Here is a 22,355-nt window from a genome sequence, read left to right on the forward strand (position 1 = left end):
ATTATGCGTGATATTCGAATTGCGCTAGATATGATGGGGGGCGATTATGGCCCCCGATCTACTATCCCTGCAGCGATCAGAGCTGTGGATAAATATCCAAATCTACATCTGTTCCTTTGTGGTCACTCACAGAGTATTCACACCTTTCTGAATAAACATAATGCATTGGCACATCCAAGATTAACTATTGTTCATACTGAACAAGTGGTAAATCAAGACGAACGTCCCGATCTTGCATTACGTCGAAAACCCAAATCATCAATGCGTAAAGCCTTAGAACTTGTTGAACAAGAACAAGCAGATGCTTGTGTTTCTTCTGGAAATACTGGTGCTTTATTAGCGATGGCTCGTTATGTGTTAAAAACCTTGCCCGGAATTAAACGTCCTGCATTAATTAGTGCTTTGCCTACCTATGAGAATGAAAAAGTATTCTTACTAGACTTAGGCGCTAACATTAATCAATGTGCCGACACTTTATTTCAGTTTGCGGTTATGGGCTCTGTTATGGCAACAGAAGTCGAGCAAATTGAATCCCCACGAGTTGCTTTATTAAATGTTGGTTCTGAAGACATTAAAGGCAGTCAACATCTAAAAGATGCGGCGATAAAACTCAATAACTGCAAAGAAATCAATTACGTTGGTTTTGCTGAAGGAAATGACATATTTTCTGGCAAAGCAGATGTAATAGTGTGCGATGGATTTGTGGGAAATGTGGCATTAAAGACAATAGAAGGGGTTTCCAAACTCATATTGTCTAAAATAAAAGCACTTAGCGAAAAGTCATTTTTGAGCAGAATCCTAGCAGGAATGCTACTTCCAGGCATTAAAAAGCTATTTTCTAAAATGAACCCCGACCAGTACAACGGCGCGAGTCTGGTAGGATTGCGCGGAATCGTTGTCAAGAGTCATGGAAACGCATCTTCGCAAGCATTTTTTAGTGCTATAAAAGAGGCGGTTAAAGAGGCTCAACGTCAAGTTCCCCACAAGATTAAAGATAAGGTGGAACAAGTTCTCAACGACGAGAAAAAGTAAGAATAATCTAAGACGTAGAGAGGGTGCATGTTTTCAAGAATAGCAGGTACTGGTAGTTACTTTCCTAAGCAAGTACGTACCAATAAAGATTTAGAAGAAATGGTTGATACCAACGACGAATGGATCCAAGAACGTACTGGCATGAAAGAACGTCGTATTATTGGAAAAAACGAGTCCGTTGCAACTATGTCTGTCGAAGCATCTAAAAAAGCTATTGAAGCCGCTGGTATTGACCCAAGTGAAATAGATTTTGTTATTGTTGGCACAACAAGCCACGCTAGAGCATTACCAAGTGCAGCTTGTGAAGTTCAACGCGATTTAGGTTTAACATCTGGTATCCCAGCAATGGACGTTGCTGCGGCATGTTCAGGTTTCTGTTATGCGTTAAGTATTGCAGACACTTACATTAAAGCAGGTAAAGCTAAAAAAGCATTAGTTATTGGGGCCGACTGTTTAAGTCAGATGATGAGCCCGGATGACCGTTCTATGGTGATTTTATTTGGCGACGCCGCCGGTGCCGTTATTTTAGAAGCCTCAGAAGAACCTGGCGTATTATCTACTCACATCCACTCGGATGGAAATTACACTGAATTATTACAAGTCGCTATGCCGGTTCGCGGAGATGAAGCCTCGGTTCATACTTCTTGGGGAACGATGGAAGGCAACAAAGTATTTAAAGTTGCAGTGACTAAATTATCTCAAGTTGCTGATGAAACATTATTAGCGAATAATATTCAAAAATCAGATATCGATTGGTTGATACCGCATCAAGCCAATTTACGAATTATTTCAGCGGTTGCTAAAAAACTGGATATGTCGATGGATCAGGTTGTCATCAACCTTGATAGATTTGGCAATACTTCAGCAGCAACGGTTCCTACTGCCTTGGACGAAGCCGTTCGTGATGGCCGAATTCAACGTGGTCAAACTTTATTATTTAATGCATTTGGCGGTGGTTTTACCTGGTCATCTGCGTTAATTAAGTACTAATAAATTAAAGACTAGAATTAGAAATTCATAAACCTAAATTAGAGAAGTATTAAATGAGTAAAGCAATTATTTTCCCAGGCCAAGGCTCTCAAGCTGTTGGTATGTTGGCTGATCTTTATGAAAATCATCAGGTTGTTCAAGATACGTTTAAAGAAGCTAGTGATGCACTTGGTTATGATATGTGGGCATTGGTAAGCGAAGATGCTGACGGTAAATTAAATCAAACTGAATTTACTCAACCTGCATTATTAACTAGTTCAGTTGCTGTTTGGCGTGCGTATTTAGAAAATGGTGGTGAAAAACCTGCATTTTTAGCTGGACACAGTTTAGGCGAGTATTCTGCATTAGTTTGTGCCAATGTATTTTCGTTAGCTGACGGTGTTAAGTTAGTCGAAAAACGTGGTCAATATATGCAACAAGCCGTTCCTGCAGGAACTGGCGCTATGGCTGCCATTATTGGTTTAGCTGACGATGCGATTGCGAAAGCATGTGAAGACGCAGCGCAGGGACAAGTGGTTTCATCGGTTAACTTTAATTCACCAGGTCAAATTGTTATCGCTGGTAATAAAGAAGCAGTAGAACGTGCAATGGAATTATGTAAAGAAGCGGGCGCTAAGCGTGCATTACCTTTACCTGTTTCTGTGCCATCTCATTGTGCGTTAATGAAACCAGCTGCTGAGCAATTAGCAAAAGATTTAGAGTTACTAACATTTAACGAACCTACAATTCCGGTTGTTAATAATGTTGACGTTGTAGCTGAAACATCTGGCGAAGCGATAAAACAAGCGTTAATAAAACAATTGTATAGCCCAGTTCGTTGGACTGAAACTATTCAGTTTATTGCTTCTGAAGGTATTACTCAAATGTTTGAATTTGGACCAGGTAAAGTATTATCTGGTTTAGTGAAACGTGTAGACAAATCAGTAAGTTGTGTTGCAATTGGCGATAGCGCTAGTTTAGACGCAATCAATAATATTTAAGAACACATATATAAATTATAGGAATTAACATGTCTTTATTTAGCTTAGAGGGCAAAGTTGTTTTAGTAACTGGCGCCTCCAGAGGAATTGGTAAAGCGGTAGCTGAAAAATTAGTTGCCATGGGTGCAAAAGTAGCTGGTACAGCAACGTCTGATAATGGCGCTGAAAAAATTTCAGAATACTTAGGCGACAATGGTAAAGGTTATGCGTTAAATGTGACCGAAGCCGACTCTATTACTAGCGTATTAGCAGCAATTAAAGCCGACTTAGGTGATGTTGACATTTTGGTTAACAACGCAGGTATCACTAGAGATAACCTTCTTATGCGTATGAAAGACGATGAATGGAATGACATCATCGATACCAACCTATCGTCTATCTTCCGTCTAAGCAAAGCGGTATTAAGACCTATGATGAAAAAACGTCATGGTCGTATCATTAATATTGGCTCTGTAGTAGGTACTATGGGCAATGGCGGCCAAGCAAATTATGCTGCAGCAAAAGCTGGGGTTATAGGTTTTTCAAAATCTCTAGCAAGAGAAGTTGCATCTCGTGGAATTACAGTTAATGTAGTATCACCTGGATTTATTGATACCGATATGACTAAAGCGTTAGATGAAGGTCAGCGCGCAGCGATATCAGATCAAGTTCCAGCAAACCGTTTAGGTGAACCGGATGAAGTTGCATCTACTGTTGCATTCTTAGCAAGCAACGAAGCAGCGTATGTTACGGGTGAAACCATTCACGTAAATGGCGGCATGTATATGGTATAACCGTCGAAATCGTATTGATTTTGATGGAAAAGTAGCCGAATCGCACTTGTGAGGTTCGACCACCGACATAAAGTAAATAATAACTTGAATACGTGGTTATCAGTAATTAAACTAGCCGTATTCAAAATTTAAAATTTATCTTTTTATTGATAAGGAAAATAAGATGAGCATTGAAGATCGCGTAACTAAGATCGTTATAGAGCAACTAGGTGTTAAAGAAGAAGAAGTAAAATCAGAAGCATCTTTTGTTGATGATCTAGGCGCTGATTCTCTAGACACTGTTGAATTAGTAATGGCTCTTGAAGAAGAGTTTGACACTGAGATTCCAGATGACGAAGCAGAAAAAATTACAACTGTTCAATCAGCTGTAGATTATATCAAAGCACACGCTGAATAATTATATAATTGTTTTAAAAAGGCAGCTTTGGCTGCCTTTTTTTTCATCTTATATTTGTTTTACCAGTTAAGATTTAGCAGCAAATACCAATTGTATTAATGAATTTATATCCACACTAGTTCATTAATACAATTGATATTAGGTAGAAGTTTAGGAGAGTGTTTGTGTCGAAGCGTAGAGTTGTTGTGACTGGAATGGGCATGTTGTCACCTGTAGGGAACGACGTACAATCATCATGGGCAAATTTGTTGGAAGGAAAAAGTGGAGTCGATTTAATTACTCACTTTGATACAACAAATTTCGGTACTAAGTTTGCTGCAATGGTTAAAGGTTTAAATACTGAAGATTACATAGCGCGTAAAGATGCGAAAAAAATGGATCTATTTATTCAGTACGGTCTTATTGCTGCTATCCAAGCTATTAAAGACTCTGGTCTTGAAATCACTGAAGAGAATGCATACCGAATCGGTGTTGCTATCGGCTCTGGTATCGGTGGTCTTGGCTTAATTGAAGAAAACCACACTAAGCTGATGAATTCAGGTCCTCGAAAGTTATCACCATTTTTTGTTCCTTCTACCATTATCAATATGATCTCTGGTCACCTTTCTATTATGTATGGTTTAAAAGGCCCTAATATCTCTATTACCACGGCTTGTACAACAGGCGTTCATAATATTGGTCAAGCGGCGAGAATGATCTCTTACGGCGACGCTGACGTTATGGTAGCCGGTGGTGCAGAAAAAGGCTCAACTCAGTTAGGTATTGGTGGGTTTGGTGCAGCTCGTGCTTTATCTTCTCGTAATGAAAGCCCTACAGAAGCAAGTCGTCCTTGGGATAAAGACCGTGACGGTTTTGTTTTAGGTGATGGTGCTGGAGTTATGGTTGTTGAAGAATACGAACACGCCAAAGCTCGTGGTGCGACTATTTACGCTGAAATCGTTGGCTTTGGTATGAGTGGAGATGCTTATCACATGACATCACCGCCAGCTGATGGTGACGGTGCAGCACGTTCTATGATGAATGCAATAAATGACGCACAAATAAACCCTGAACAAATTGGTTATATTAATGCGCACGGCACATCAACGCCAACGGGTGACAAAGCTGAAACTGCAGCGGTAAAACGCGTATTTGGCCATCATGCGGGTAAAGTCATGGTGTCTTCATCTAAATCGATGATAGGGCACCTGCTAGGTGCTGCTGGCTCTGTAGAGTCTATTATCACTGCGATGAGCTTAGTTGAACAAAAAGTAACGCCAACCATTAACCTTGATAATCCAGATGAAGGTTGTGACTTAGATTACGTACCTCATACGGCTCGTGATGCTAAGTTAGAATACGCTCTGTGTAATTCATTTGGTTTTGGCGGCACAAACGGCACATTGTTATTTAAAAAAATGTAACTAAATGAATGATTAAGATGATAATACATCGTTAATTTGATACAAAAGCCTATCTAAATTGTTAGTTAGGCTTTTTTTATGTTTTTTTTGTGTTTTGACCACAATATAAATAAAATCTCGATAGAGAATGAATTTCAACACCAACGAAGTTTTTTATACGGAGATGGTCACTTCACTACGATGAAAGTCGTTGATGGTTTAATTCAATTTTTTTCTGCCCATTTAGTTCGTTTACAACAAGCAAATGAACGGTTAGAGTTTAATGACATTAACTGGAAATTATTAGAACTAGAATTACGAAAGCTGGCTGTTCAGATGGAGCTTGGTTTTATAAAGGTTCACTTTAGCCGAGGTCAGTCAATACGTGGGTATGGTCAATGTGCAAAAATTAACACCAATATTTTTGTCTCTAGTGATGAACTGTCAGCTCCTTTTATAAAAGAAATCCAGCAACCAAAACCAATTGCATTAACCCAATTAACAACTCAATTAGGCTTGCAACCTCTTCTTGCGGGCATAAAACACTGCAATCGTTTAGAACAAGTGTTAGCGTCTGTAGAGTTAGATAAAACCGTATTTACCGATGGTCTAATTGCAGACATTAACGGTAATTTAATAGAGACAACAAAGGCTAATGTTATCTGGTATCAACAAGGCAATTGGTACACGCCATTATTAACTAATGCGGGTGTCAGTGGCGTTATATTAAATCAGCTACTAGAGTACAATAATATCATTGCCGTAGAAAAAAATATTAATGATGTAATTCAACAAGCTGAAGCAATATTCATTTGTAATAGCTTAATTGGTATACAGGCAGTTTCAAGCATTGATGATAGAATGTTCAATACTGAATTGAGTTCGCAATTTATGCAAAAAATAATTTTATGAAAGAAGTAACAAGTGCCTAAAAATTTAAAATTTAACAAAAAAGTTCTGATTAACGTCACGCTCTTATTCTTTGTATGCCTTTCTCTTATTGCGTTTGGCGCATTAAGAGTCAGCTACACTCAACCAATTGTTTTGTCTGACGCTAAGCTCATCCATATTAAAGAAGGTGACTCACTTAACTCAATATGTCATCGCTTAACACAAGACAATTTTATTAATGACTGTATTGGCGTGAAAGTCCTTTCTAAAATCGACAGCCGTATTGGTCAAATCAAAAAAGGCGTTTATGCACTCACGCCTAATACTCCATTAAATGAATTTGTTGCAAATTTAAATGAAGGGAAAGAGCAGCAATTTCCTTTTACTTTGCTTGAAGGCGAAAATATTTATCAGGTCTTAACTAAGTTAAATTCAACCGTATTTTTGGATAACGATTTAGAGTCAGACTCGTTAGAGGAAGTCTCGACAAAATTATCATTAGCTACTAATACGCCAGAAGGTTGGTTATATCCAGATACCTATTATTACTCTGCGTATACCAAAGCGTCTGCATTATTATCACGTGCTGTCGTTAAGCAAAAAGAAGTGCTAACTCAGCTTTGGCAACAAAAACAATCAGACTTATTAGTTAAAACACCTTATGAAGCACTTATTCTCGCCTCTATTGTAGAGAAAGAGTCGTCTTTGGCTTCAGAGCGTAAACTTATCGCCTCAGTGTTTCACAACCGGTTAGTAAAACGAATGCGCTTACAAACCGACCCTACCGTTATTTATGGCGTATGGGATGAATATAAAGGCGATATTACCCGTAAGCACTTAAAACAAAAAACACCTTACAACACATACCGTATTAATGGTTTGCCACCCACACCAATTGCAAATCCAAGCCGTGCATCTATTGAAGCTGTATTAAATCCAGCGGTATCAGATTATTATTATTTTGTGGCATCTGGCACTGGTGGTCATGTATTTAATTCCACATTAGCTGAGCACAATAAGTCGGTACAAGATTATTTAAAGCAAATGAAGTTGCAAAAAAAGAACAGGCTAGAAAAGGGCAGTAATGAGTAAGTTTATCGTTGTTGAAGGATTAGAAGGGGCGGGTAAAACAACCGCACTTGAGCTAATTAAGAATTTATTATCAGGCCAAGGTATCAACTTTGTCACCACCCGTGAACCTGGCGGAACCCCGCTTGCAGAAAAAATGCGTGATATTGTTAAGTCCGAAACTGAAGAATTATTAACACCTGAAGCTGAATTGTTATTAATGTACGCAAGTCGTATTCAATTGATAGAAAATGTAATCAAACCTGCGTTAAATGATGGTAAGTGGGTTTTGGGTGATAGGCATGATATGTCTTCACTTGCGTATCAAGGTGGCGGTCGCCAAATTGATCAAGGCCTGCTCATGCCAATAAGAAATGCGGTGTTAAAAGGCTTTGAACCAGACTTAACCATATTAATGGACTTAGATCCTAAAATTGGCTTGGCCAGAGCCGCGGCTCGTGGAGCATTAGATAGAATTGAACGTGAGCAAATAGAGTTCTTTGAACGTACTCGTGCCGTCTATTTATCGTTAGCCAATAACAATCCAAAAGTCATTGTTATTGATGCATCAAAAACCTTAGAAGAGGTGCAGTTACAACTGACAGCCTCACTAACTAACTGGTTAAACGCCAACAATTCATGATGAACACTAGCCTAGATATTCTGTCATTACCAAAACAACAAGAGCAATTAGCTCATGCTTATATTTTTGAAGGCATAGATATTAATAAACGTTTGTCGAATATGTTAGGGCTGGCAAAAAGTTTATTGTGCCAAATGCAAAGTACTCACACTAAGTCTGAGGTTGGTAATTATTGTGGTCAGTGTCATAGCTGTAATTTATTTGATGCAGATACACACCCAGATTTTATGCTTGTGAATGAAGAAAGAGGCACAATAGGTATTGATGATGTGCGTAAAACCTCTGAATTTTTATCAAAAATGTCTCACTTATCTGGCAACCAAGTTATTGTATTAGAACACGCTGAAAACATGACAGAAAATGCCAGTAATGCGCTGTTAAAAACATTAGAAGAACCAACCAATAAAAGCTTTATCTTTTTACTATGTAAATCTAAAGCTGTGTTATTGCCGACTATTTTAAGTCGTTGTCAGTTTCTTCAGATTAAGAATAAGACCAAAGAGCAACTCAAAGCTATTTATCCAGATTTGGCTGATTATATTATTGGCTTTTCAAACAATTCAGAAAGCGAATTACAAAGCTGGGTAGAAGAGGAAACGTTAGAAGAGTTTACTGAAGTATATCAATTATTTATTCAGTGGCTTAAAAACCAAGTCCCCAATTTTATATTGATCAACAAAGTGGTAACTAAACCACTGATGTCTTCATTTTTATTTTATTTAATAGAGAAACGAATAAGACAGTTAATGCTCAAATCTGCAACAACCGGTAACTCTGCAAATGCGATGGCGGCATCCAGGTTATTAACCGACTTCAATCACTCGGTGATCTTGATAAAAGGTCAGAACAAATCTTTAGCTATGTCTGAATTCCTAAACTCAATAGAGTTGTTAGTTAGGTAGCGGTTAAATTAATAACAACTATCTAACTAACATTGCTATTTGGGCAAGCTCTAATCAGCCGTTAACTAATCGATTCTGACTTTTACCTTAATTCCAGCGTCTTCTAGCGGCTCGGTCTCGACCGGCTTACTCACCAGCTTTATTCTTTTACTTGTTAGTTTGGTAATAGCGGCCTGAATTGTTTGTAAGTCTAACGGTTCTTTTACTGTTTCGGCATTAGAAAACGACACGTTGGAAATTAACTGACCATGTTCAAACAACATGCTTTTATCTTTGTAAACAATGCTGAATAAACCTTTATAGAAGTTAGTGAAAATATAATCATATTCAATGTCGTTTATCGCACTGTCTATTAAATTTTCCTCCACGTATTGTGGGCAATCTAACTGATTTTTAATATATGAGGCAACAATGTTTTGTGGCGCAATTGGAATGTTATTAAATGGTTTGAAACCAACTAATATAGCTCTGCCTCGGTAAAAAGCTAAGTCGCTTGTTTTGTCATAAAATACATAAACTCGACTGGTCTTAGAACTTGCAGATTGCTGCTCAATATCATAAGTGCCAGCATGTACTTCTATGGCAATTTTGTTTGCGTTGAATTGGTGGTTTACTTCCAAATCAGTCTGCGTTTCCATCTGGTTATACAACCCAGGTAAACCTGTGGTGAAGTTAAACATAGCTGTATCAAAGTCAGCTGGGATATTGAGCTGATATGAGCTTTGATAATCTATATCAAACTTATTTAACCAGTCTTTAATTGCAAAGAAGTTAGTAATGTCGACAAAGTGAACGGACAAGTTATCTTTGTCTGTTACATCACAACTTACTTGACTGAAAGGGGTGATGGTATAGCCTGATTGAGTGACATCGGCTTGTTTAGACTTATAGGTATTATACTTGTTCAAATCTATCAGTTCATACTTAGCCAATAAGGTTCTTGCGGTTAATGGGTATGACACTGGGAATATATTGTTCTGTTTCGCTATATCTGAATTGAGTGTGGCATCTGACCACATATGCATCATGTGACTGATAAAAAATATAGAAACCAACGAGGTGGAAATTGCATTCTTATACTTAAAGTTTTGCAATTGGTGTATGCGTTTCCAAGCCATGTTACTGACAAAAAATTGATACGCCAAAATAGCGACAAAAACACATAATAATAATAACCAATAAGCATTGCCTATATGGGCAATGTAAAAATCTTCTACTTCACGAAGTTGCACCAAGGACGTTGCCGATAAGTGATATCCCAAGCTTCTAAATGACAAAACATCTAAAAACAATAACGTCTGAAAAAGGGTCGCCATCACGGACGATAATCCACGAATGTGGTGTCGATGAGGGAACAAAGCAATAATTGGGAATATCGTTAAAATAAAGCAGCTGATGGCTAAAAACGAGAAGTGGCCAACCCAGTTAACGCCTAAATAAAGCCATCCTAAAAATGTCTCAGGTAATTGAGAAGGTGAGAGATAGAAAAACGAAAATAATAAAGCCAACAAAATGTTAGCAAAGGTAAACCAATGTCCCCATGATAATAAGTTAAAAGGGCGGTCTAATTCTTTAAGGTTGGGGATTTTAATCAATTATTCAATCTCTCAGTTTACGCTAAGTCAGTCACTTATTGACGCTAGCCTTTCATCGAAGCTAGAAGGGCATCGGAAAAGCTTTTCGCAATAGCCTTTTTTTGCTTTGGCGATACATTATCGTCAATAACGTTACTAACTGTATTTCCTAGGGCAATTAATGCAAGGTCTACAGGTGCTTTGTTAGTTTGAATAACAGAAATAATTTCTTTAACTAAATTATTAATCTCATCGTTAGAGTATTTTGATATGATTGGCATAATATTTTTGAACTGCGTTGTATTTAGATTAACGCAGATGCTAACACAATAAGATGCTTAGGAAAAATCATGTCAATAACGGTTAACCAATTTTCAATCGCTTTTTATGAAAAAAAAGAAGATACCGACTTTTCTACCAAATGGGCGGTAATGACAGATACAAGTTTAGAGAAATCTAATCAGTTTGTTGAGCAACTACATAATGTCTACAACGCAAAGCCAAGTAAGAGCTATGCGGCATTTAGTGAAGAGAAAAATACTGCATTCTCTCAAGGTCTACATAGTTATTTAAATCAAGAAGTTGCCTTTGATCATGTGTCTAAAGAAACCTTGCAGATATTTCAGGCAGAATTAGAAAAATACGAATTTCAAGAAACCGGTTACCTATTACTCATCGATTATGAATACGTTGCTACACGTTACTTTATGGTTGGTGTGGTTAACTTGACCGAGCATTTCTCTATTGATACTGAATTTGGTATTCAACGCGCTCGTCATTTAGATTTAACTAAAATTCAACTAGCAGCAAGAATAGATGTGAGTAGTTTATTACATGCTAAAGATGACTTAAAAGCGATCTCCTTTATTAAAGGACGAGCTGGACGACAAGTTAACGACTTCTTTATGGACCTATTAGGCTGTACAGAAACTATTAACGCTAAAGTTCAAAGCAAAGAGTTGTTAACGGCGATTGATGACTTCATGTCTACAGAATCTATGGCGCAAAACGAAAAATCAGAAACCCGCGAAAAAGTATTTGAATATTGTAGCGAACGAATTTCAAGTGGCGAAGATGCCGATATGGGTGAACTAAACGAAGCCTTGTCGGTTATTTCAGACAATGAGTTTAAAGACTTTATTCAACAACAAGAATACAGTTTTGATGACAAAGTGACGCTAGATAAAAGTACCGTGCGTAAGTTAGTTAAATTGTCAGGCTCTGGTGGTGGCGTGTCGGTTTCATTTGACCGTACGCTATTGGGTGATAGAGTGAATTATTCGCCGGGGACAGATACGTTAACCATTAAAGGCGTTCCGGCTTCGTTGAAAGCGCATTTGTTAGATGAATTTGGTTTGGAATAAACCGCGCTTATTACTTGAATTCAATAACGTAAAATTAAACGTAAGTAGTGAAACCTAATTATGAAAAAAATCATAAACCTTAAAGCTAAGCTCAATCAAAAGATCAGAGACAAAGCCATTAGCCGAGCAAAAACTCGAATTGTCTTGGCGGGTAAAGTCCCTGAAGATTTTGATGAAGAGCAGTTAGAGATCATCGTTAAAGAAGAAGAAGACTTACTGATCAGCAATGCCAAAGGCAAAGGCTTATTGGTGTTGGCGTCTTTATTAGGCTTGTCTTTGTGGGGATGATTATGGAGGTAACAGAAACTTATGTTTAATCAGCTATTAAAATGGACATTGGTTATTTCCATTTGGCGTAAATATAAAAAGCACATAGGCATAACCATTATCTTGATATTGGCGTTGTTTTTAACTTCGTTAGTACATCAAGATTTTGTTAATTATAGCTTAGTGTCTAACAATAACAGCTTAGGTTTGTCTTACCTGGTTAAATGGTTAGTGTATGTAGCGCTAGTGAGTGTGTATTGGTTTTCAGTTGGTAAAATCAATAGAAATGCCAGCAAAGACTCTGATCTTCATAAAAAAATGAAAGCGTCGAAACAACGAACGGCTAAGTCTGCGCCTGCAGAGTCAGAAGGGGAAGATACGCCAGATCCTTTTGCTAGTATCAGAGGCAAAAAGACACTCAGATCAAAAGCCGACATCGCCCTAGAAAAACAAAATCAAAAGTAATCAACGGCATTAAGGAAAGAATATGCAAACATTTGTTATTTTATTAAGAGGAATAAATGTTGGCGGTAATAACCTATTACCAATGAAAACCTTAGTGCCGCTTTTAATCGCCAGCGGTTATCAAGATATTTCTACCTACATTCAAACGGGTAATATTGTTTTAACGTCAAACAGTGACTCCAGCCCAGAACAAGATATAAAAGCATTAATAACGGAACAGTTTGGTTTTACACCTAACATTTTTGTTATTGCCGCTAGTGAATTTTCAGAGTCTGTAGCCAATAATCCATATCAAGATTTTGAAGGTAAGTTTGTGCATTTTTATTTTTGCCAACAAGCGGTAGAGCTGCAAATGGATAATCTGACTAAATGGCTCTCAAGCACAGAAACATATCAAGTTAACAATAACGTATTTTATCTACACGCACCCGATGGGATTGGTCGCTCCAAATTAGTGGCTAATATCGAGTCTTGTTTAGGTCAGCCTGCAACTGGACGAAACCTAAATACGGTAAACAAAATTACAACCATGATTGGAGGCAAATAGTATGGGGTTTGATAAGTTTAGAAATCGTTCAATTAGAACTGGGAAAGGCATTTTAGGTGTATTTTCAATTTGTGTAGTTGGCGTTGGTTTATTTATATTGTTAGCGAGTTTGTACAATAAAAGTGAATTTAACGTGAACGCATTAATTGCTATTGTTTTGGGCTTAATTGGTTTTTATGTTGCGATGACCAGAAAGGTAAAAGAGTAACGGGGCAATAATTCAGCCCTTTAACTTAAAAATTAAAGGGCTGCGAATATAAAATAAACTACCGAACTGTTAATTCAACAAGCTAGTAAAAATCATATTTACTTAATTGCTTTAATTCATTAATACGTTGAATCGTCATATAAACCTGACATTCTTTCGACATATTAACGGCACTTTCAACGTCAGGTAAAAACGTTAAGTACTGCCACTTACAGTTTTTATTTTTAAACTGTTCAAATTCTTGGCTAGAAGCGGCAAATAAAGAAAGTGCATCTGTGCGACTTGTGACTTTCTTTAATTTTGTCTCCATATCAGTTTGCCATGTTTCTAATTCGCGCTTTTTTGTGGTCAAAACACTATCCAAACAAGTGGAATAGGTCACGTTGTCGGAAAATTTACTCTGACAATGTTTGACTTCAGCTATATCAAAACGACTCACATTATTTACATTTAGCGAATCGGCCTGCGCTGTCGTATTGATGAATATTAAAAAACAAAGAAGTAAAAACTTTTTATAGAACAAGATTAATTTCCTACTTATTGGGGTTAAATGTTTACGGAAGTACTTTTTTAAACGGTTTAACAATCGAACTTTCATAAACACCAGCATCAAGATATGGATCTGCATTTGCCCATTGTTGCGCATCTTCCAAAGAATCAAACTCCGCAACAACTAACGAACCGGTAAAACCGGCATCGCCTGGATTTTCTGCATCAACTGCTGGTAAAGGGCCAGCGATTAATAAACGACCTTGAGATGTTAATTCATGTAAACGAGCCAAATGCTTTTCTCGTGTTTGCATTCTTAAGGCTAGGCTATTTTCGACGTCTTGTGAACAGATCATGTAATACATTTAAAGATAATTCCTGTTTAGGTTATTTGATTTTTATTATTTAACTGGATATTGCAACATTTGAGCTGAAAATCAAGTCTAGAGGAAGACAGAGTATAAATTACTTGCTAGCATGCGATGCAGAATTTCGAATAATAATAATAATTTACTTAAAGGAAGCTTGTATGAGTGCTGAAAGAGAGCATTTTTCCTCAAAACTTGGTTTTATTTTAGCTGCAGCTGGATCAGCTGTAGGAATTGGTAATCTCGTTGGATTTCCAGTTGCTGCCGCCAAAAACGGTGGTGGTGCATTTTTAATTATCTACGCATTATTTGTTATCTTAATTTGTTTACCTATCATGATGGCGGAAATGTCAGTTGGTCGTCACACAAATAAAGATCCACTTGGCGCTTATAAAAGTATTTCTAACAACGATACCAAATGGAAAATAGCTGGATTGCTCGGTGTGTTAACTCCGTTCATGATTGCTGTGTTTTATATGGTGATCACGGTTTGGATATTTGGTTACCTTTATCATGCTGTAACCGGTGACTTAGCCGCCTTAGCCGATCCTAAGATGTTTGGTGAATTCATCACTAGCAATTCATTGTTTGTATACATGGTTGTTGTAGTCGGTATCACAGGCGTTATTTTAATGAGTGGCGTAAAGCAGGGAATTGAACGTGCAGCAAAAATCCTTATGCCGTCGTTATTCGTCCTCTTGATATTACTGGTTATCTACGTATTAACATTAGATAACGCCTTTGCCGGTGTGACTTTTTATCTAGTGCCTGATTTTTCTAAAATTAATGGTTCGGTGATCAATTCAGCTTTATCACAAGCGTTTTTCTCTTTGTCATTAGGCATGGGGATATTAGTTACGTACGGTTCTTACATTAGTAAAAAGCAAGATATAGCCGACTCATCAAAGCTTGTTGCGTTAACCGACACCAGTGTTGCCTTTATTGCAGGTTTGATGATCATGCCAGCGATATTCAGCTTTAACCCTTTGGTTGACCCGGATACGTTAAGTGATTCGTCAGTGACTTTAATCTTTGTATTGATACCAAAAATATTCTTATCACTGCAAACTGATATTGGGTATGTGGGCGCAAGCGCAATAGCCTCGTTGTTTTTCTTATTGGTATTCTTTGCCGCAATCACGTCTTTGGTCTCAATTATTGAAGTGCCAAATTCGGCGATTATGGATGGCATGAAAGTAAGCCGCAAAAAATCACTTGGTTACTTAGCGGTGATCATGGTGTTTTTAACAGTATTGACTTCAATGTCATTTGGCATGTCAGACAGCCTGACGGGATTAACCCATTATGCAGGTGCTTCTAAATCCTTGTTTGATGTTATCTATGATGTATTTTACGACACCATATTGCCGTTAAATGGTTTGTTAATCTGTTTGTTTGTTATGTACCGTTGGAAAATGGTTAACTTTAACAAAGAGTTATCAGACGGTTTGGAAAAGGGTAAGCACAGTATTTTACTTAAATATTCTGACATCGCATTAAAAACGTATATTCCAGTTATTCTAGCGGTTGTGTTTGTTAATACCGTTGCTATGAAGTTCTTTGGTTATAAATTATTCTTTTAATTAAATCTAACGCTGATTAAATAAAAGTACTTAACGCCAATCAATCGATTGGCGTTTTTTTATCAGGTCGACGCTAAATACCTGTTAATAGTCGTGAAAAAAATACACGTCTAAGCTAAGTTACACTCGGTCATACGCGAGGTTAACTAGTAATTGACTTAGTTTTACTGAAAGGTATAATTCGGTCAATTCCCACCTAGATTTTTGAGAGCTAATATGGCTACCACTAGAAGACAATTTGACAAAGATGTAGCGTTAGATGCGGCCATGAAAGTTTTTTGGCGTAAAGGCTACGCAAGTGCTTCTCTTGCTGATTTAACCAAAACTATGGGCATTAATAAACCGAGCATGTATAGCGCGTTCGGTAATAAAGAAGCATTATTTATTAAAGCTACCCAGCTTTATATTGATACCATCATTGAGCCAACAGGCCAGCTACTTTCTCTAAAGGAATTACCTTTAAAGGAGCGTTTACGCAATTATATGATGAGAGCGTTAGAGTTACAGTGTGATCCTAATAATATGAAAGGCTGCTACTTAGCGTTTTGTCGCTCAGAAGTGAGCACTGGTGAAATACCAGCGCAAGCTGAAAATATGCTTAAAGAGTTTGATGTAATTCCACCTCCAGCATATATAAACTTATTCAAAGATGATCCTGAGTCTATTGAATTAGGCTTAGACAAAAAAGCATATGAAAATGCAATGGCGATATTTACAATCCTAAAAGGCACAGCGTCAATGGCTCGTTCTGGTGTTGACAAAGCCAATCTTGAGTTTTGTATTGATAGTGTTATTGCAGGGATTGGGCTCAAATAAAGTTTAGTTTCTATAACTTATAGTTCCGAGAAGGCTGTTTATGTAACAGCCTTTTTTGTATTTGGAATTATTAAAAGTTTTTAAGAAAAAGCAACACCACTCTAATTACACAAATTTAAAGCAGATTGTTTGTTTGCTAATCTCAAATTGATCATTAAAAATTCTGATAAACGGACAGCAAAATTGTTGATCAGAATGAATATAAAGTTTGACTGAACTTAACCTTACTTAATAATATTACAGCTTACAGCTTACAGCTTACAGCTTACAGCTTACAGCTTACAGCTAATCAAAACTCGCCACTCGCTGCTCGACCCTCGCCACTCGACCCTCGCCCCTCGCAACTCGCCCCTCGACACTCGCCCCTCGACACTCGCCACTCTAATCTCGAACCTCTTTCCCCTAATGTTATTAATACTTGGTTGACTTTATTGTACTCATCGGTAAGAATTGCATAATCAATGTAATTAGGATGAATGTGTCAGTCATTTATCTTGCTTGCAAAATTTAGTCTCACGCTGTTTTAAGTTTTATTAATACTTATCTAGACGTGTGTTTTATGCATAAGTGCAGGAAGAGGTTTATATGGTAGACAAGATCAAAATAGATGTTGTGTCGGATGTAGTTTGTCCTTGGTGCATTATCGGTTATCGGAATTTAGAGCAAGCTATTGCTGAGTTGGGTTTACAAGATCGTGTTGAGATTGAGTGGCAGCCATTTGAACTTAATCCTGATATGCCTGCAGAAGGTGAGAACTTAAGCGCGCATTCAGCTCGAAAATATGGCTCTACGCCAGAGAGCAGTGCGCAGTTTAGACTTGATATGGCGGCTCGTGGTGCAGAGGTTGATTTCAAGTTTGACTATTTTAAAGAGATGAAAATAGTTAACACTCGCGATTGTCATGTTTTGTTGGAATACGCGAAAGAGTTTAATTTACAAACTGAGCTTAAATTACGTTTATTTGCAGCATTCTTTACTGAACACAAAGATGTTTCAGACCGTGCTGTGTTGGCAAAAGAAGCTGAGGCGGTTGGTTTGAACGTTGAAGCCGCTATGGCTAAACTGGAAGATGACAGCTGTTTGAAAGAAATTCAAGAAACAGAAGCGCAGTGGCATCAAATGGGCGTGTCGTCAGTACCGACTGTGGTGGTTAATCGCAAAAGTGCGATAGCTGGTGCGCATCCGGTTGAAGGCTTTAAACAGCTACTGCAATCAGCCATCTAGTATTAGTTATCTTAGAATAGCTTTATTACTAAGTTAATGTTTACAGAGCTTATATTCACCAAGCTAATGTTTATAAAACAGGTCAATTGACCTGTTTTTTTATGGGCGCTAAAGAATATAAAATAAGCTGATAAATTCATTTAACGGTTAACAATAGTTTAAAACCAATAGTAAGAGCTAGAGCCCGTTGCGTTAAGCTTTAGGCTTTGTATTAGCTCGGTTAGATGTATTTAAAGTGGTTGGTGCAGTTAATTTGATTATCTCTGTTAAATTGCTTGAACTTTTGACCATGTTCGTCAATTATTCAAGAATAAAGAGGCGATGATTATTCGCTTTCAACTAACAACACAACAAGAGAAATTTGCTTATGCTAATCTTTTTTATCTGCATCACTATCTTAATATTGGGCTATAAGTTCTACAGCCCATTTGTGGAAAAACAAGCGGGTATCGACCCAACCATTGATACACCTCAAAAACGTTTTAACGAAGGCGTTGACTACGTAGCGGTTCATCCTGTTCGTGCATTTCTAATTCAATTCTTAAATATCGCAGGTGTTGGTCCAATATTCGGACCTATTTTAGGTGCCTTATATGGGCCTGTTGCTTTGGTATGGATTGTCCTTGGTAATGTTTTAGGCGGCGCGGTTCACGACTTTTTCTCTGGCGTGATGAGTATAAAAGAAGATGGTAAAAGCTTACCTGAAATTGCAGGTAGTTATTACAATGTCGTTTTTAAAGGCTTTATGTTGGTGTTTACTGCGATGCTACTGTTTTTTGTAGGCGTTGTATTTATCATGAGCCCAGCGGGGTTATTAAGCCATTTAGATGTATTCAAAGGGACTATTTTTGAGAGTAATACCTTTTGGGTATTGGCTATCTTAGGTTACTACTTTTTAGCAACTTTGTTACCAATTGATAAAATTATAACTAAGTTCTATCCAATATTTGGTTTGTTAATGATAGTGATGACAACGCTTATCGCTGTCGCGTTATTAATGGATGCACCTCATCTGCCAGTAGCAGGGGATTTTTTAGCGTACTTTGAGGCTGATCATGCTCATGACTTTTTAGAACCAAATCCTGATGGATTACCAACATGGCCATTATTATTTATAACTATTACCTGTGGTGCTATTAGTGGCTTTCATTCTACTCAAGCGCCAATTATGGCTCGTTGTTTAACCAACGAAAAATACGTACGCCCAGTATATTACGGCGCTATGATCTGTGAAGGTATTGTTGGTTGTGTATGGGCTCTTGCTGGTATTGCGGCTTTCCCTGAAGGTTATGCAGGTTTAAAAGCATTGCTTGATTCTGGTGGTCCAGGTTTGGTGGTTAATCATGTCGCCAACAGCTATTTAGGTGTTTTTGGTGGCATTATGGCCATTGTTGCTGTTGCAGTATTTCCAATCACATCAGGTGATACAGCGTTCCGTTCATTACGTTTAACCATTGTTGACGCATTTAATATCCCACAAAGTTTACGTAATCGTTTATTACTTGCAGTACCAATTTTAACCATAGCGTACTTTATGACTAAGTTGGATTTCTCGGTTATTTGGCGTTATTTTGCTTTCTCAAATATGCTGTTATCAACAAGCGTATTATGGCTTGCAACTAAGTACTTGTTTGATAGAAACACTTTCCACTGGATAGCCAGTGTTCCAGCTGTCATAACTACAGCGGTAACTGTGTCTTATATTATGACAGCACCAATTGGAATTAACTTATCCAGTGACTTTGGTAAGCCTGTTGGCGTTGTTGTTGCTGTAATTGTTTTCATTTTGGTTGTGATTGCAGACGCCAAAAATAAAAAGCTACATGCGGCTTAATTAGAAACAAACTACAAGACAAGCCGATATACCTTTCTAGGTTATCGGCTTTTTTATGTCTGTTACATCCTTTATTGTCCAATTTACCTAGGTTTCCTTGTTTCATTACATTCAAATGTTTTTCTTATTTAACGTTTTCCCTCCTTATTTTATCGCTGTTTTTTTATTTGGTTTATCCAACATCAAGCTGTTTTTCACCATGTTAAATTTAGCTAATTAGTCCTGTTTTAATTATATTTGATTTTTAATAATTTAAGCGTACACTTGTGCGCTCAACTTTCAGCGTACAGGTGTACTCTCAAAATATGCTATCTACAACATTAAATAAACTAAGCCTATGGTTTCTACATCATCGTGCTTTTTCTGGGTATATTGAACCGGTAATGCAGCAATTTAAACCTGCATGGCGTCAAGGTTTGTATCGTGCTCAGGTTATTGACGTGACTAAAACGATAGGCGACTTTGTTCATATTACATTGCAGCCTCAGCCACAATGGAAGGTTCATCAAGCAGGGCAGCATGTGGAATTTACTGCCGAGTTAAACGGACGTTTGCTTACCCGTATTTTTACAATTGCATCAAGTCCAGAGCAATATGCTAAACATAAAATAATTACCTTAGTGATCAAATGTAATGAACTAGGGCGTTTTACTCCTTTGTTGGCTGATGAACTCAGTATTAATAGTTGGATAAATATCTCAGCGGCACAAGGTGACTTTACTTTTAATGATTCTCTTATCAATAGAGATGAAAATAAAGCTAAAAGCTCAGTTGAAAATACAACTAAGCCTGCGGTTATGGTTGCTGGCGGTTCTGGTATTACGCCAATGTACTCTATGTTGTCAGAGCATTTATCTGCAACCAGTGCTCCTGTTTATTTACGTTATATCGCACCAGAAAATCAACATCAATTTGTTGAGTCGTTGGAGCTATTAGCAAAAAAACATTCGAATTTTACGGTCGAGTTTATGACTCGTGCCGAACATGCAGCAAAGCCATTAACTTTGTCGGCTGAGGCACAAGTATATTGCTGCGGACCTCAAGGTTTAATGCTTGATATTGAAACGTTAAGTAAAAACGCTGGCGCTAATTTTTATCAAGAGCATTTTTCTCTTGCGCCAATTGTTACTGAAGATGGCGTAGACGTGGATGTTACCGTCACATTAAACGGCAAAGCTTTTACTGCATCCAATCAACAAAACTTATTAACACAACTAGAAACTCAAAATGCCCCGGTCATTCGTGGCTGTGGTATTGGTGTGTGTCACCAATGTCAGTGCACTAAAAAGAGTGGGCTAGTGAAAAATTTGCTAACTGGCGATGTGTCAGACAGTGGTGAACAAATTATCCAGCTGTGTATTTCACAGCCATTAAGCGACTTGGAGGTGTCAATATGACACAAATGAATTACGAACAATTTGCTCAAGAGCTTGATGCAATTAAGCTAAATACTATGGCAAAAGTAGGTGATAAAGACGCTAAGTATATTCGTCGAGTTATCCGCTGGCAGCGTTACACTGGTTGGTCTGGACGTATTATGCTGTTAACTGGATTAATCCATCCTGCTTTGTGGGTTCTTGGTATTTTATTATTGGCGGTTTCAAAGATTTTGGACAATATGGAAATTGGCCATAATGTTATGCACGGTCAGTACGACTGGATGAATGATAAATTTATTAATTCACAAAACTTTGAGTGGGATATTGCCTGTGATGGCAAAAGTTGGAACCGAGTACATAACTTTGAACACCACACATACACTAATGTAATTGGTAAAGATCGTGACTTTGGTTATGGACTTTTACGTCTATCAAATGACTTTAGATGGAAAGTTAAAAACTTGTGGCAGTTTATTACTTACATTAATTTAAGCCTATTATTTCAATGGGGTATTGCTTATCACGAGTTAGCTGCTGAACGTGTTTTCATCGGTAAGAAGAAAGAAGGGCGAGATCAAAGAACGCCACATAGCGAACTTAAACATCGTTTTTTCAGTAAAGGCGCACGTCAAATCCTTAAAGATTATGTGTTGTTCCCATTACTTGCGGGCCCTTTATTTTTGTGGGTATTAGTTGGTAACTTAATCGCTAACTTGTTACGTAATTTGTGGACATCAACCATTATATTTTGCGGTCACTTTACCGAGCACGTACATACTTTTACTGAAGCTTCAATTGAGAATGAAACTCGTGGTCAATGGTATTACCGTCAAGCCTTAGGATCTTCAAATATCCAGGGTAGCAAAGGTTTTCATGTAATGACGGGGCATTTGAGTTTTCAAATAGAGCATCATTTATTCCCTGACTTGCCGTCTTCTCGTTATCAAGAAGTGGCACCACAGGTACAGGCTGTTTTTAAAAAATACCAGTTGCAATACAATACGGGAAGCTTCGCTACTCAGTATTCATCGGTACTAAAACGTATTTTAAAATACTCTTTACCGAACGCCGCTTAGTCGCTTGATTAAAGAGTAGGTACAAACACAAAATATAGAAGCCGATTAACATTAAGTTAATCGGCTTTTTTGTGCTTTCACATTACATAACTGCGCTGTTTAA

The 22,355-nt window shown here is 37.6% G+C and carries 25 protein-coding genes; 21 read left to right on the forward strand and 4 right to left on the reverse strand.

Features of this window, described 5'->3' with window-relative positions:
• From plsX to BTO11_RS10485, 10 genes are all read left to right on the forward strand, one after another.
• Positions 1 to 1,032, forward strand: coding sequence for a phosphate acyltransferase PlsX (plsX, locus tag BTO11_RS10440; RefSeq protein ID WP_229793396.1), 1,032 nt, complete (start codon positions 1 to 3; stop codon positions 1,030 to 1,032).
• A 27-nt stretch (positions 1,033 to 1,059) separates the two neighbouring features.
• Positions 1,060 to 2,022, forward strand: a complete 963-nt coding sequence (locus BTO11_RS10445) for a beta-ketoacyl-ACP synthase III (protein ID WP_105052543.1) — start codon at positions 1,060 to 1,062, stop codon at positions 2,020 to 2,022.
• Between the two features lie 53 nt (positions 2,023 to 2,075).
• Positions 2,076 to 3,002 (forward strand): ACP S-malonyltransferase, encoded by a 927-nt coding sequence (gene fabD / locus BTO11_RS10450; protein ID WP_105052544.1) that lies wholly within the window; start codon positions 2,076 to 2,078, stop codon positions 3,000 to 3,002.
• Positions 3,003 to 3,031: 29 nt separating this feature from the next.
• Positions 3,032 to 3,775, forward strand: coding sequence for a 3-oxoacyl-ACP reductase FabG (gene fabG / locus BTO11_RS10455; protein WP_105052545.1), 744 nt, complete (start codon positions 3,032 to 3,034; stop codon positions 3,773 to 3,775).
• Positions 3,776 to 3,938: 163 nt separating this feature from the next.
• The gene (acpP, locus tag BTO11_RS10460; protein WP_105052546.1) at positions 3,939 to 4,172 is read left to right on the forward strand and encodes an acyl carrier protein; all 234 of its coding nucleotides are present in this window, start codon (positions 3,939 to 3,941) and stop codon (positions 4,170 to 4,172) included.
• Between the two features lie 164 nt (positions 4,173 to 4,336).
• On the forward strand, positions 4,337 to 5,575 hold the full coding sequence (fabF, locus tag BTO11_RS10465; RefSeq protein ID WP_105052547.1) for a beta-ketoacyl-ACP synthase II: 1,239 nt from the start codon (positions 4,337 to 4,339) through the stop codon (positions 5,573 to 5,575).
• Between the two features lie 78 nt (positions 5,576 to 5,653).
• Positions 5,654 to 6,466: an aminodeoxychorismate lyase gene (pabC, locus tag BTO11_RS10470; protein ID WP_105052548.1), complete on the forward strand. Its 813-nt coding sequence runs from the start codon at positions 5,654 to 5,656 to the stop codon at positions 6,464 to 6,466.
• A gap of 12 nt (positions 6,467 to 6,478) precedes the next feature.
• Positions 6,479 to 7,537: an endolytic transglycosylase MltG gene (gene mltG, locus BTO11_RS10475; RefSeq protein ID WP_105052549.1), complete on the forward strand. Its 1,059-nt coding sequence runs from the start codon at positions 6,479 to 6,481 to the stop codon at positions 7,535 to 7,537.
• Positions 7,530 to 8,156: a dTMP kinase gene (gene tmk / locus BTO11_RS10480; RefSeq protein ID WP_105052550.1), complete on the forward strand. Its 627-nt coding sequence runs from the start codon at positions 7,530 to 7,532 to the stop codon at positions 8,154 to 8,156. Before mltG ends, tmk begins: the two co-directional genes overlap by 8 nt.
• Positions 8,153 to 9,058 carry a hypothetical protein gene (locus tag BTO11_RS10485; protein WP_105052551.1) on the forward strand — a complete coding sequence of 302 codons (906 nt, stop codon included), beginning with the start codon at positions 8,153 to 8,155 and terminating at the stop codon, positions 9,056 to 9,058. Before tmk ends, BTO11_RS10485 begins: the two co-directional genes overlap by 4 nt.
• Positions 9,059 to 9,123: 65 nt before the next feature.
• Here the strand turns inward: BTO11_RS10485 and BTO11_RS10490 are convergent, their stop codons facing one another.
• Both BTO11_RS10490 and BTO11_RS10495 read right to left on the reverse strand, forming a co-directional pair.
• A complete protein-coding gene (locus BTO11_RS10490) occupies positions 9,124 to 10,653 on the reverse strand; it encodes a DUF3413 domain-containing protein (RefSeq protein WP_105052552.1) in 1,530 nt (509 codons plus the stop codon).
• A gap of 44 nt (positions 10,654 to 10,697) precedes the next feature.
• Positions 10,698 to 10,913 carry a YejL family protein gene (locus BTO11_RS10495; RefSeq protein ID WP_105052553.1) on the reverse strand — a complete coding sequence of 72 codons (216 nt, stop codon included), beginning with the start codon at positions 10,911 to 10,913 and terminating at the stop codon, positions 10,698 to 10,700.
• A gap of 69 nt (positions 10,914 to 10,982) precedes the next feature.
• On the opposite strand from BTO11_RS10495, the gene BTO11_RS10500 reads away from it, so the two are divergent.
• From BTO11_RS10500 to BTO11_RS10520, 5 genes are read left to right on the forward strand one after another with little or no spacing between them, the layout of a single operon-like run.
• On the forward strand, positions 10,983 to 11,996 hold the full coding sequence (locus BTO11_RS10500) for a nucleoid-associated protein (RefSeq protein ID WP_105052554.1): 1,014 nt from the start codon (positions 10,983 to 10,985) through the stop codon (positions 11,994 to 11,996).
• Positions 11,997 to 12,056: 60 nt separating this feature from the next.
• Positions 12,057 to 12,284, forward strand: a complete 228-nt coding sequence (locus tag BTO11_RS10505; RefSeq protein WP_105052555.1) for a hypothetical protein — start codon at positions 12,057 to 12,059, stop codon at positions 12,282 to 12,284.
• 21 nt (positions 12,285 to 12,305) lie between these two features.
• Entirely contained in the window at positions 12,306 to 12,728 is a 423-nt protein-coding gene (locus BTO11_RS10510; RefSeq protein ID WP_105052556.1) for a hypothetical protein, read from the forward strand.
• A 22-nt stretch (positions 12,729 to 12,750) separates the two neighbouring features.
• Positions 12,751 to 13,275, forward strand: coding sequence for a DUF1697 domain-containing protein (locus BTO11_RS10515; protein WP_105052557.1), 525 nt, complete (start codon positions 12,751 to 12,753; stop codon positions 13,273 to 13,275).
• Position 13,276: 1 nt separating this feature from the next.
• Positions 13,277 to 13,483 (forward strand): hypothetical protein, encoded by a 207-nt coding sequence (locus tag BTO11_RS10520; protein ID WP_105052558.1) that lies wholly within the window; start codon positions 13,277 to 13,279, stop codon positions 13,481 to 13,483.
• Positions 13,484 to 13,565: 82 nt separating this feature from the next.
• Here the strand turns inward: BTO11_RS10520 and BTO11_RS16495 are convergent, their stop codons facing one another.
• Together BTO11_RS16495 and BTO11_RS10530 are read right to left on the reverse strand one after the other, a co-directional pair.
• A complete protein-coding gene (locus BTO11_RS16495; RefSeq protein ID WP_181135887.1) occupies positions 13,566 to 13,835 on the reverse strand; it encodes a lysozyme inhibitor LprI family protein in 270 nt (89 codons plus the stop codon).
• Between the two features lie 202 nt (positions 13,836 to 14,037).
• Positions 14,038 to 14,337, reverse strand: coding sequence for a YciI family protein (locus BTO11_RS10530; protein ID WP_105052560.1), 300 nt, complete (start codon positions 14,335 to 14,337; stop codon positions 14,038 to 14,040).
• A gap of 164 nt (positions 14,338 to 14,501) precedes the next feature.
• Here BTO11_RS10530 and BTO11_RS10535 point away from each other — a divergent pair, with 164 nt between their 5' ends.
• The 6 genes from BTO11_RS10535 to BTO11_RS10560 all read left to right on the forward strand — a co-directional run bounded on the left by BTO11_RS10535 (position 14,502) and on the right by BTO11_RS10560 (position 22,252).
• Positions 14,502 to 15,923 carry a sodium-dependent transporter gene (locus BTO11_RS10535; protein WP_105052561.1) on the forward strand — a complete coding sequence of 474 codons (1,422 nt, stop codon included), beginning with the start codon at positions 14,502 to 14,504 and terminating at the stop codon, positions 15,921 to 15,923.
• Between the two features lie 216 nt (positions 15,924 to 16,139).
• Positions 16,140 to 16,739 (forward strand): TetR/AcrR family transcriptional regulator, encoded by a 600-nt coding sequence (locus BTO11_RS10540; protein ID WP_105052562.1) that lies wholly within the window; start codon positions 16,140 to 16,142, stop codon positions 16,737 to 16,739.
• Between the two features lie 585 nt (positions 16,740 to 17,324).
• Positions 17,325 to 17,963, forward strand: a complete 639-nt coding sequence (locus tag BTO11_RS10545; protein ID WP_105052563.1) for a DsbA family oxidoreductase — start codon at positions 17,325 to 17,327, stop codon at positions 17,961 to 17,963.
• A 367-nt stretch (positions 17,964 to 18,330) separates the two neighbouring features.
• Positions 18,331 to 19,797 (forward strand): carbon starvation CstA family protein, encoded by a 1,467-nt coding sequence (locus tag BTO11_RS10550; protein ID WP_105052564.1) that lies wholly within the window; start codon positions 18,331 to 18,333, stop codon positions 19,795 to 19,797.
• 305 nt (positions 19,798 to 20,102) lie between these two features.
• Positions 20,103 to 21,194: a flavin reductase family protein gene (locus tag BTO11_RS10555; RefSeq protein ID WP_105052565.1), complete on the forward strand. Its 1,092-nt coding sequence runs from the start codon at positions 20,103 to 20,105 to the stop codon at positions 21,192 to 21,194.
• On the forward strand, positions 21,191 to 22,252 hold the full coding sequence (locus BTO11_RS10560; RefSeq protein ID WP_105052566.1) for a fatty acid desaturase family protein: 1,062 nt from the start codon (positions 21,191 to 21,193) through the stop codon (positions 22,250 to 22,252). The genes BTO11_RS10555 and BTO11_RS10560 overlap by 4 nt, the downstream gene beginning before the upstream one ends.
• Positions 22,253 to 22,355 lie beyond the last annotated feature (103 nt).

This window comes from Psychrosphaera saromensis, assembly GCF_002954545.1.
Classification (GTDB): Bacteria; Pseudomonadota; Gammaproteobacteria; order Enterobacterales; family Alteromonadaceae; genus Psychrosphaera; species Psychrosphaera saromensis.

Bases quoted from the DNA above. Each gene is read 5' to 3' on its own strand.
- BTO11_RS10445 (WP_105052543.1), top strand. From the start codon at position 1,060: ATGTTTTCAAGAATAGCAGGTACTGGTAGTTACTTTCCTAAGCAAGTA.
- fabD (WP_105052544.1), top strand. From the start codon at position 2,076: ATGAGTAAAGCAATTATTTTCCCAGGCCAAGGCTCTCAAGCTGTTGGT.
- fabG (WP_105052545.1), top strand. From the start codon at position 3,032: ATGTCTTTATTTAGCTTAGAGGGCAAAGTTGTTTTAGTAACTGGCGCC.
- acpP (WP_105052546.1), top strand. From the start codon at position 3,939: ATGAGCATTGAAGATCGCGTAACTAAGATCGTTATAGAGCAACTAGGT.
- pabC (WP_105052548.1), top strand. From the start codon at position 5,654: ATGTTTTTTTTGTGTTTTGACCACAATATAAATAAAATCTCGATAGAG.
- tmk (WP_105052550.1), top strand. From the start codon at position 7,530: ATGAGTAAGTTTATCGTTGTTGAAGGATTAGAAGGGGCGGGTAAAACA.
- BTO11_RS10485 (WP_105052551.1), top strand. From the start codon at position 8,153: ATGATGAACACTAGCCTAGATATTCTGTCATTACCAAAACAACAAGAG.
- BTO11_RS10495 (WP_105052553.1), bottom strand. From the start codon at position 10,913: ATGCCAATCATATCAAAATACTCTAACGATGAGATTAATAATTTAGTT.
- BTO11_RS10500 (WP_105052554.1), top strand. From the start codon at position 10,983: ATGTCAATAACGGTTAACCAATTTTCAATCGCTTTTTATGAAAAAAAA.
- BTO11_RS10505 (WP_105052555.1), top strand. From the start codon at position 12,057: ATGAAAAAAATCATAAACCTTAAAGCTAAGCTCAATCAAAAGATCAGA.
- BTO11_RS10510 (WP_105052556.1), top strand. From the start codon at position 12,306: ATGTTTAATCAGCTATTAAAATGGACATTGGTTATTTCCATTTGGCGT.
- BTO11_RS10515 (WP_105052557.1), top strand. From the start codon at position 12,751: ATGCAAACATTTGTTATTTTATTAAGAGGAATAAATGTTGGCGGTAAT.
- BTO11_RS10520 (WP_105052558.1), top strand. From the start codon at position 13,277: ATGGGGTTTGATAAGTTTAGAAATCGTTCAATTAGAACTGGGAAAGGC.
- BTO11_RS10530 (WP_105052560.1), bottom strand. From the start codon at position 14,337: ATGTATTACATGATCTGTTCACAAGACGTCGAAAATAGCCTAGCCTTA.
- BTO11_RS10535 (WP_105052561.1), top strand. From the start codon at position 14,502: ATGAGTGCTGAAAGAGAGCATTTTTCCTCAAAACTTGGTTTTATTTTA.
- BTO11_RS10540 (WP_105052562.1), top strand. From the start codon at position 16,140: ATGGCTACCACTAGAAGACAATTTGACAAAGATGTAGCGTTAGATGCG.
- BTO11_RS10545 (WP_105052563.1), top strand. From the start codon at position 17,325: ATGGTAGACAAGATCAAAATAGATGTTGTGTCGGATGTAGTTTGTCCT.
- BTO11_RS10550 (WP_105052564.1), top strand. From the start codon at position 18,331: ATGCTAATCTTTTTTATCTGCATCACTATCTTAATATTGGGCTATAAG.
- BTO11_RS10555 (WP_105052565.1), top strand. From the start codon at position 20,103: ATGCTATCTACAACATTAAATAAACTAAGCCTATGGTTTCTACATCAT.
- BTO11_RS10560 (WP_105052566.1), top strand. From the start codon at position 21,191: ATGACACAAATGAATTACGAACAATTTGCTCAAGAGCTTGATGCAATT.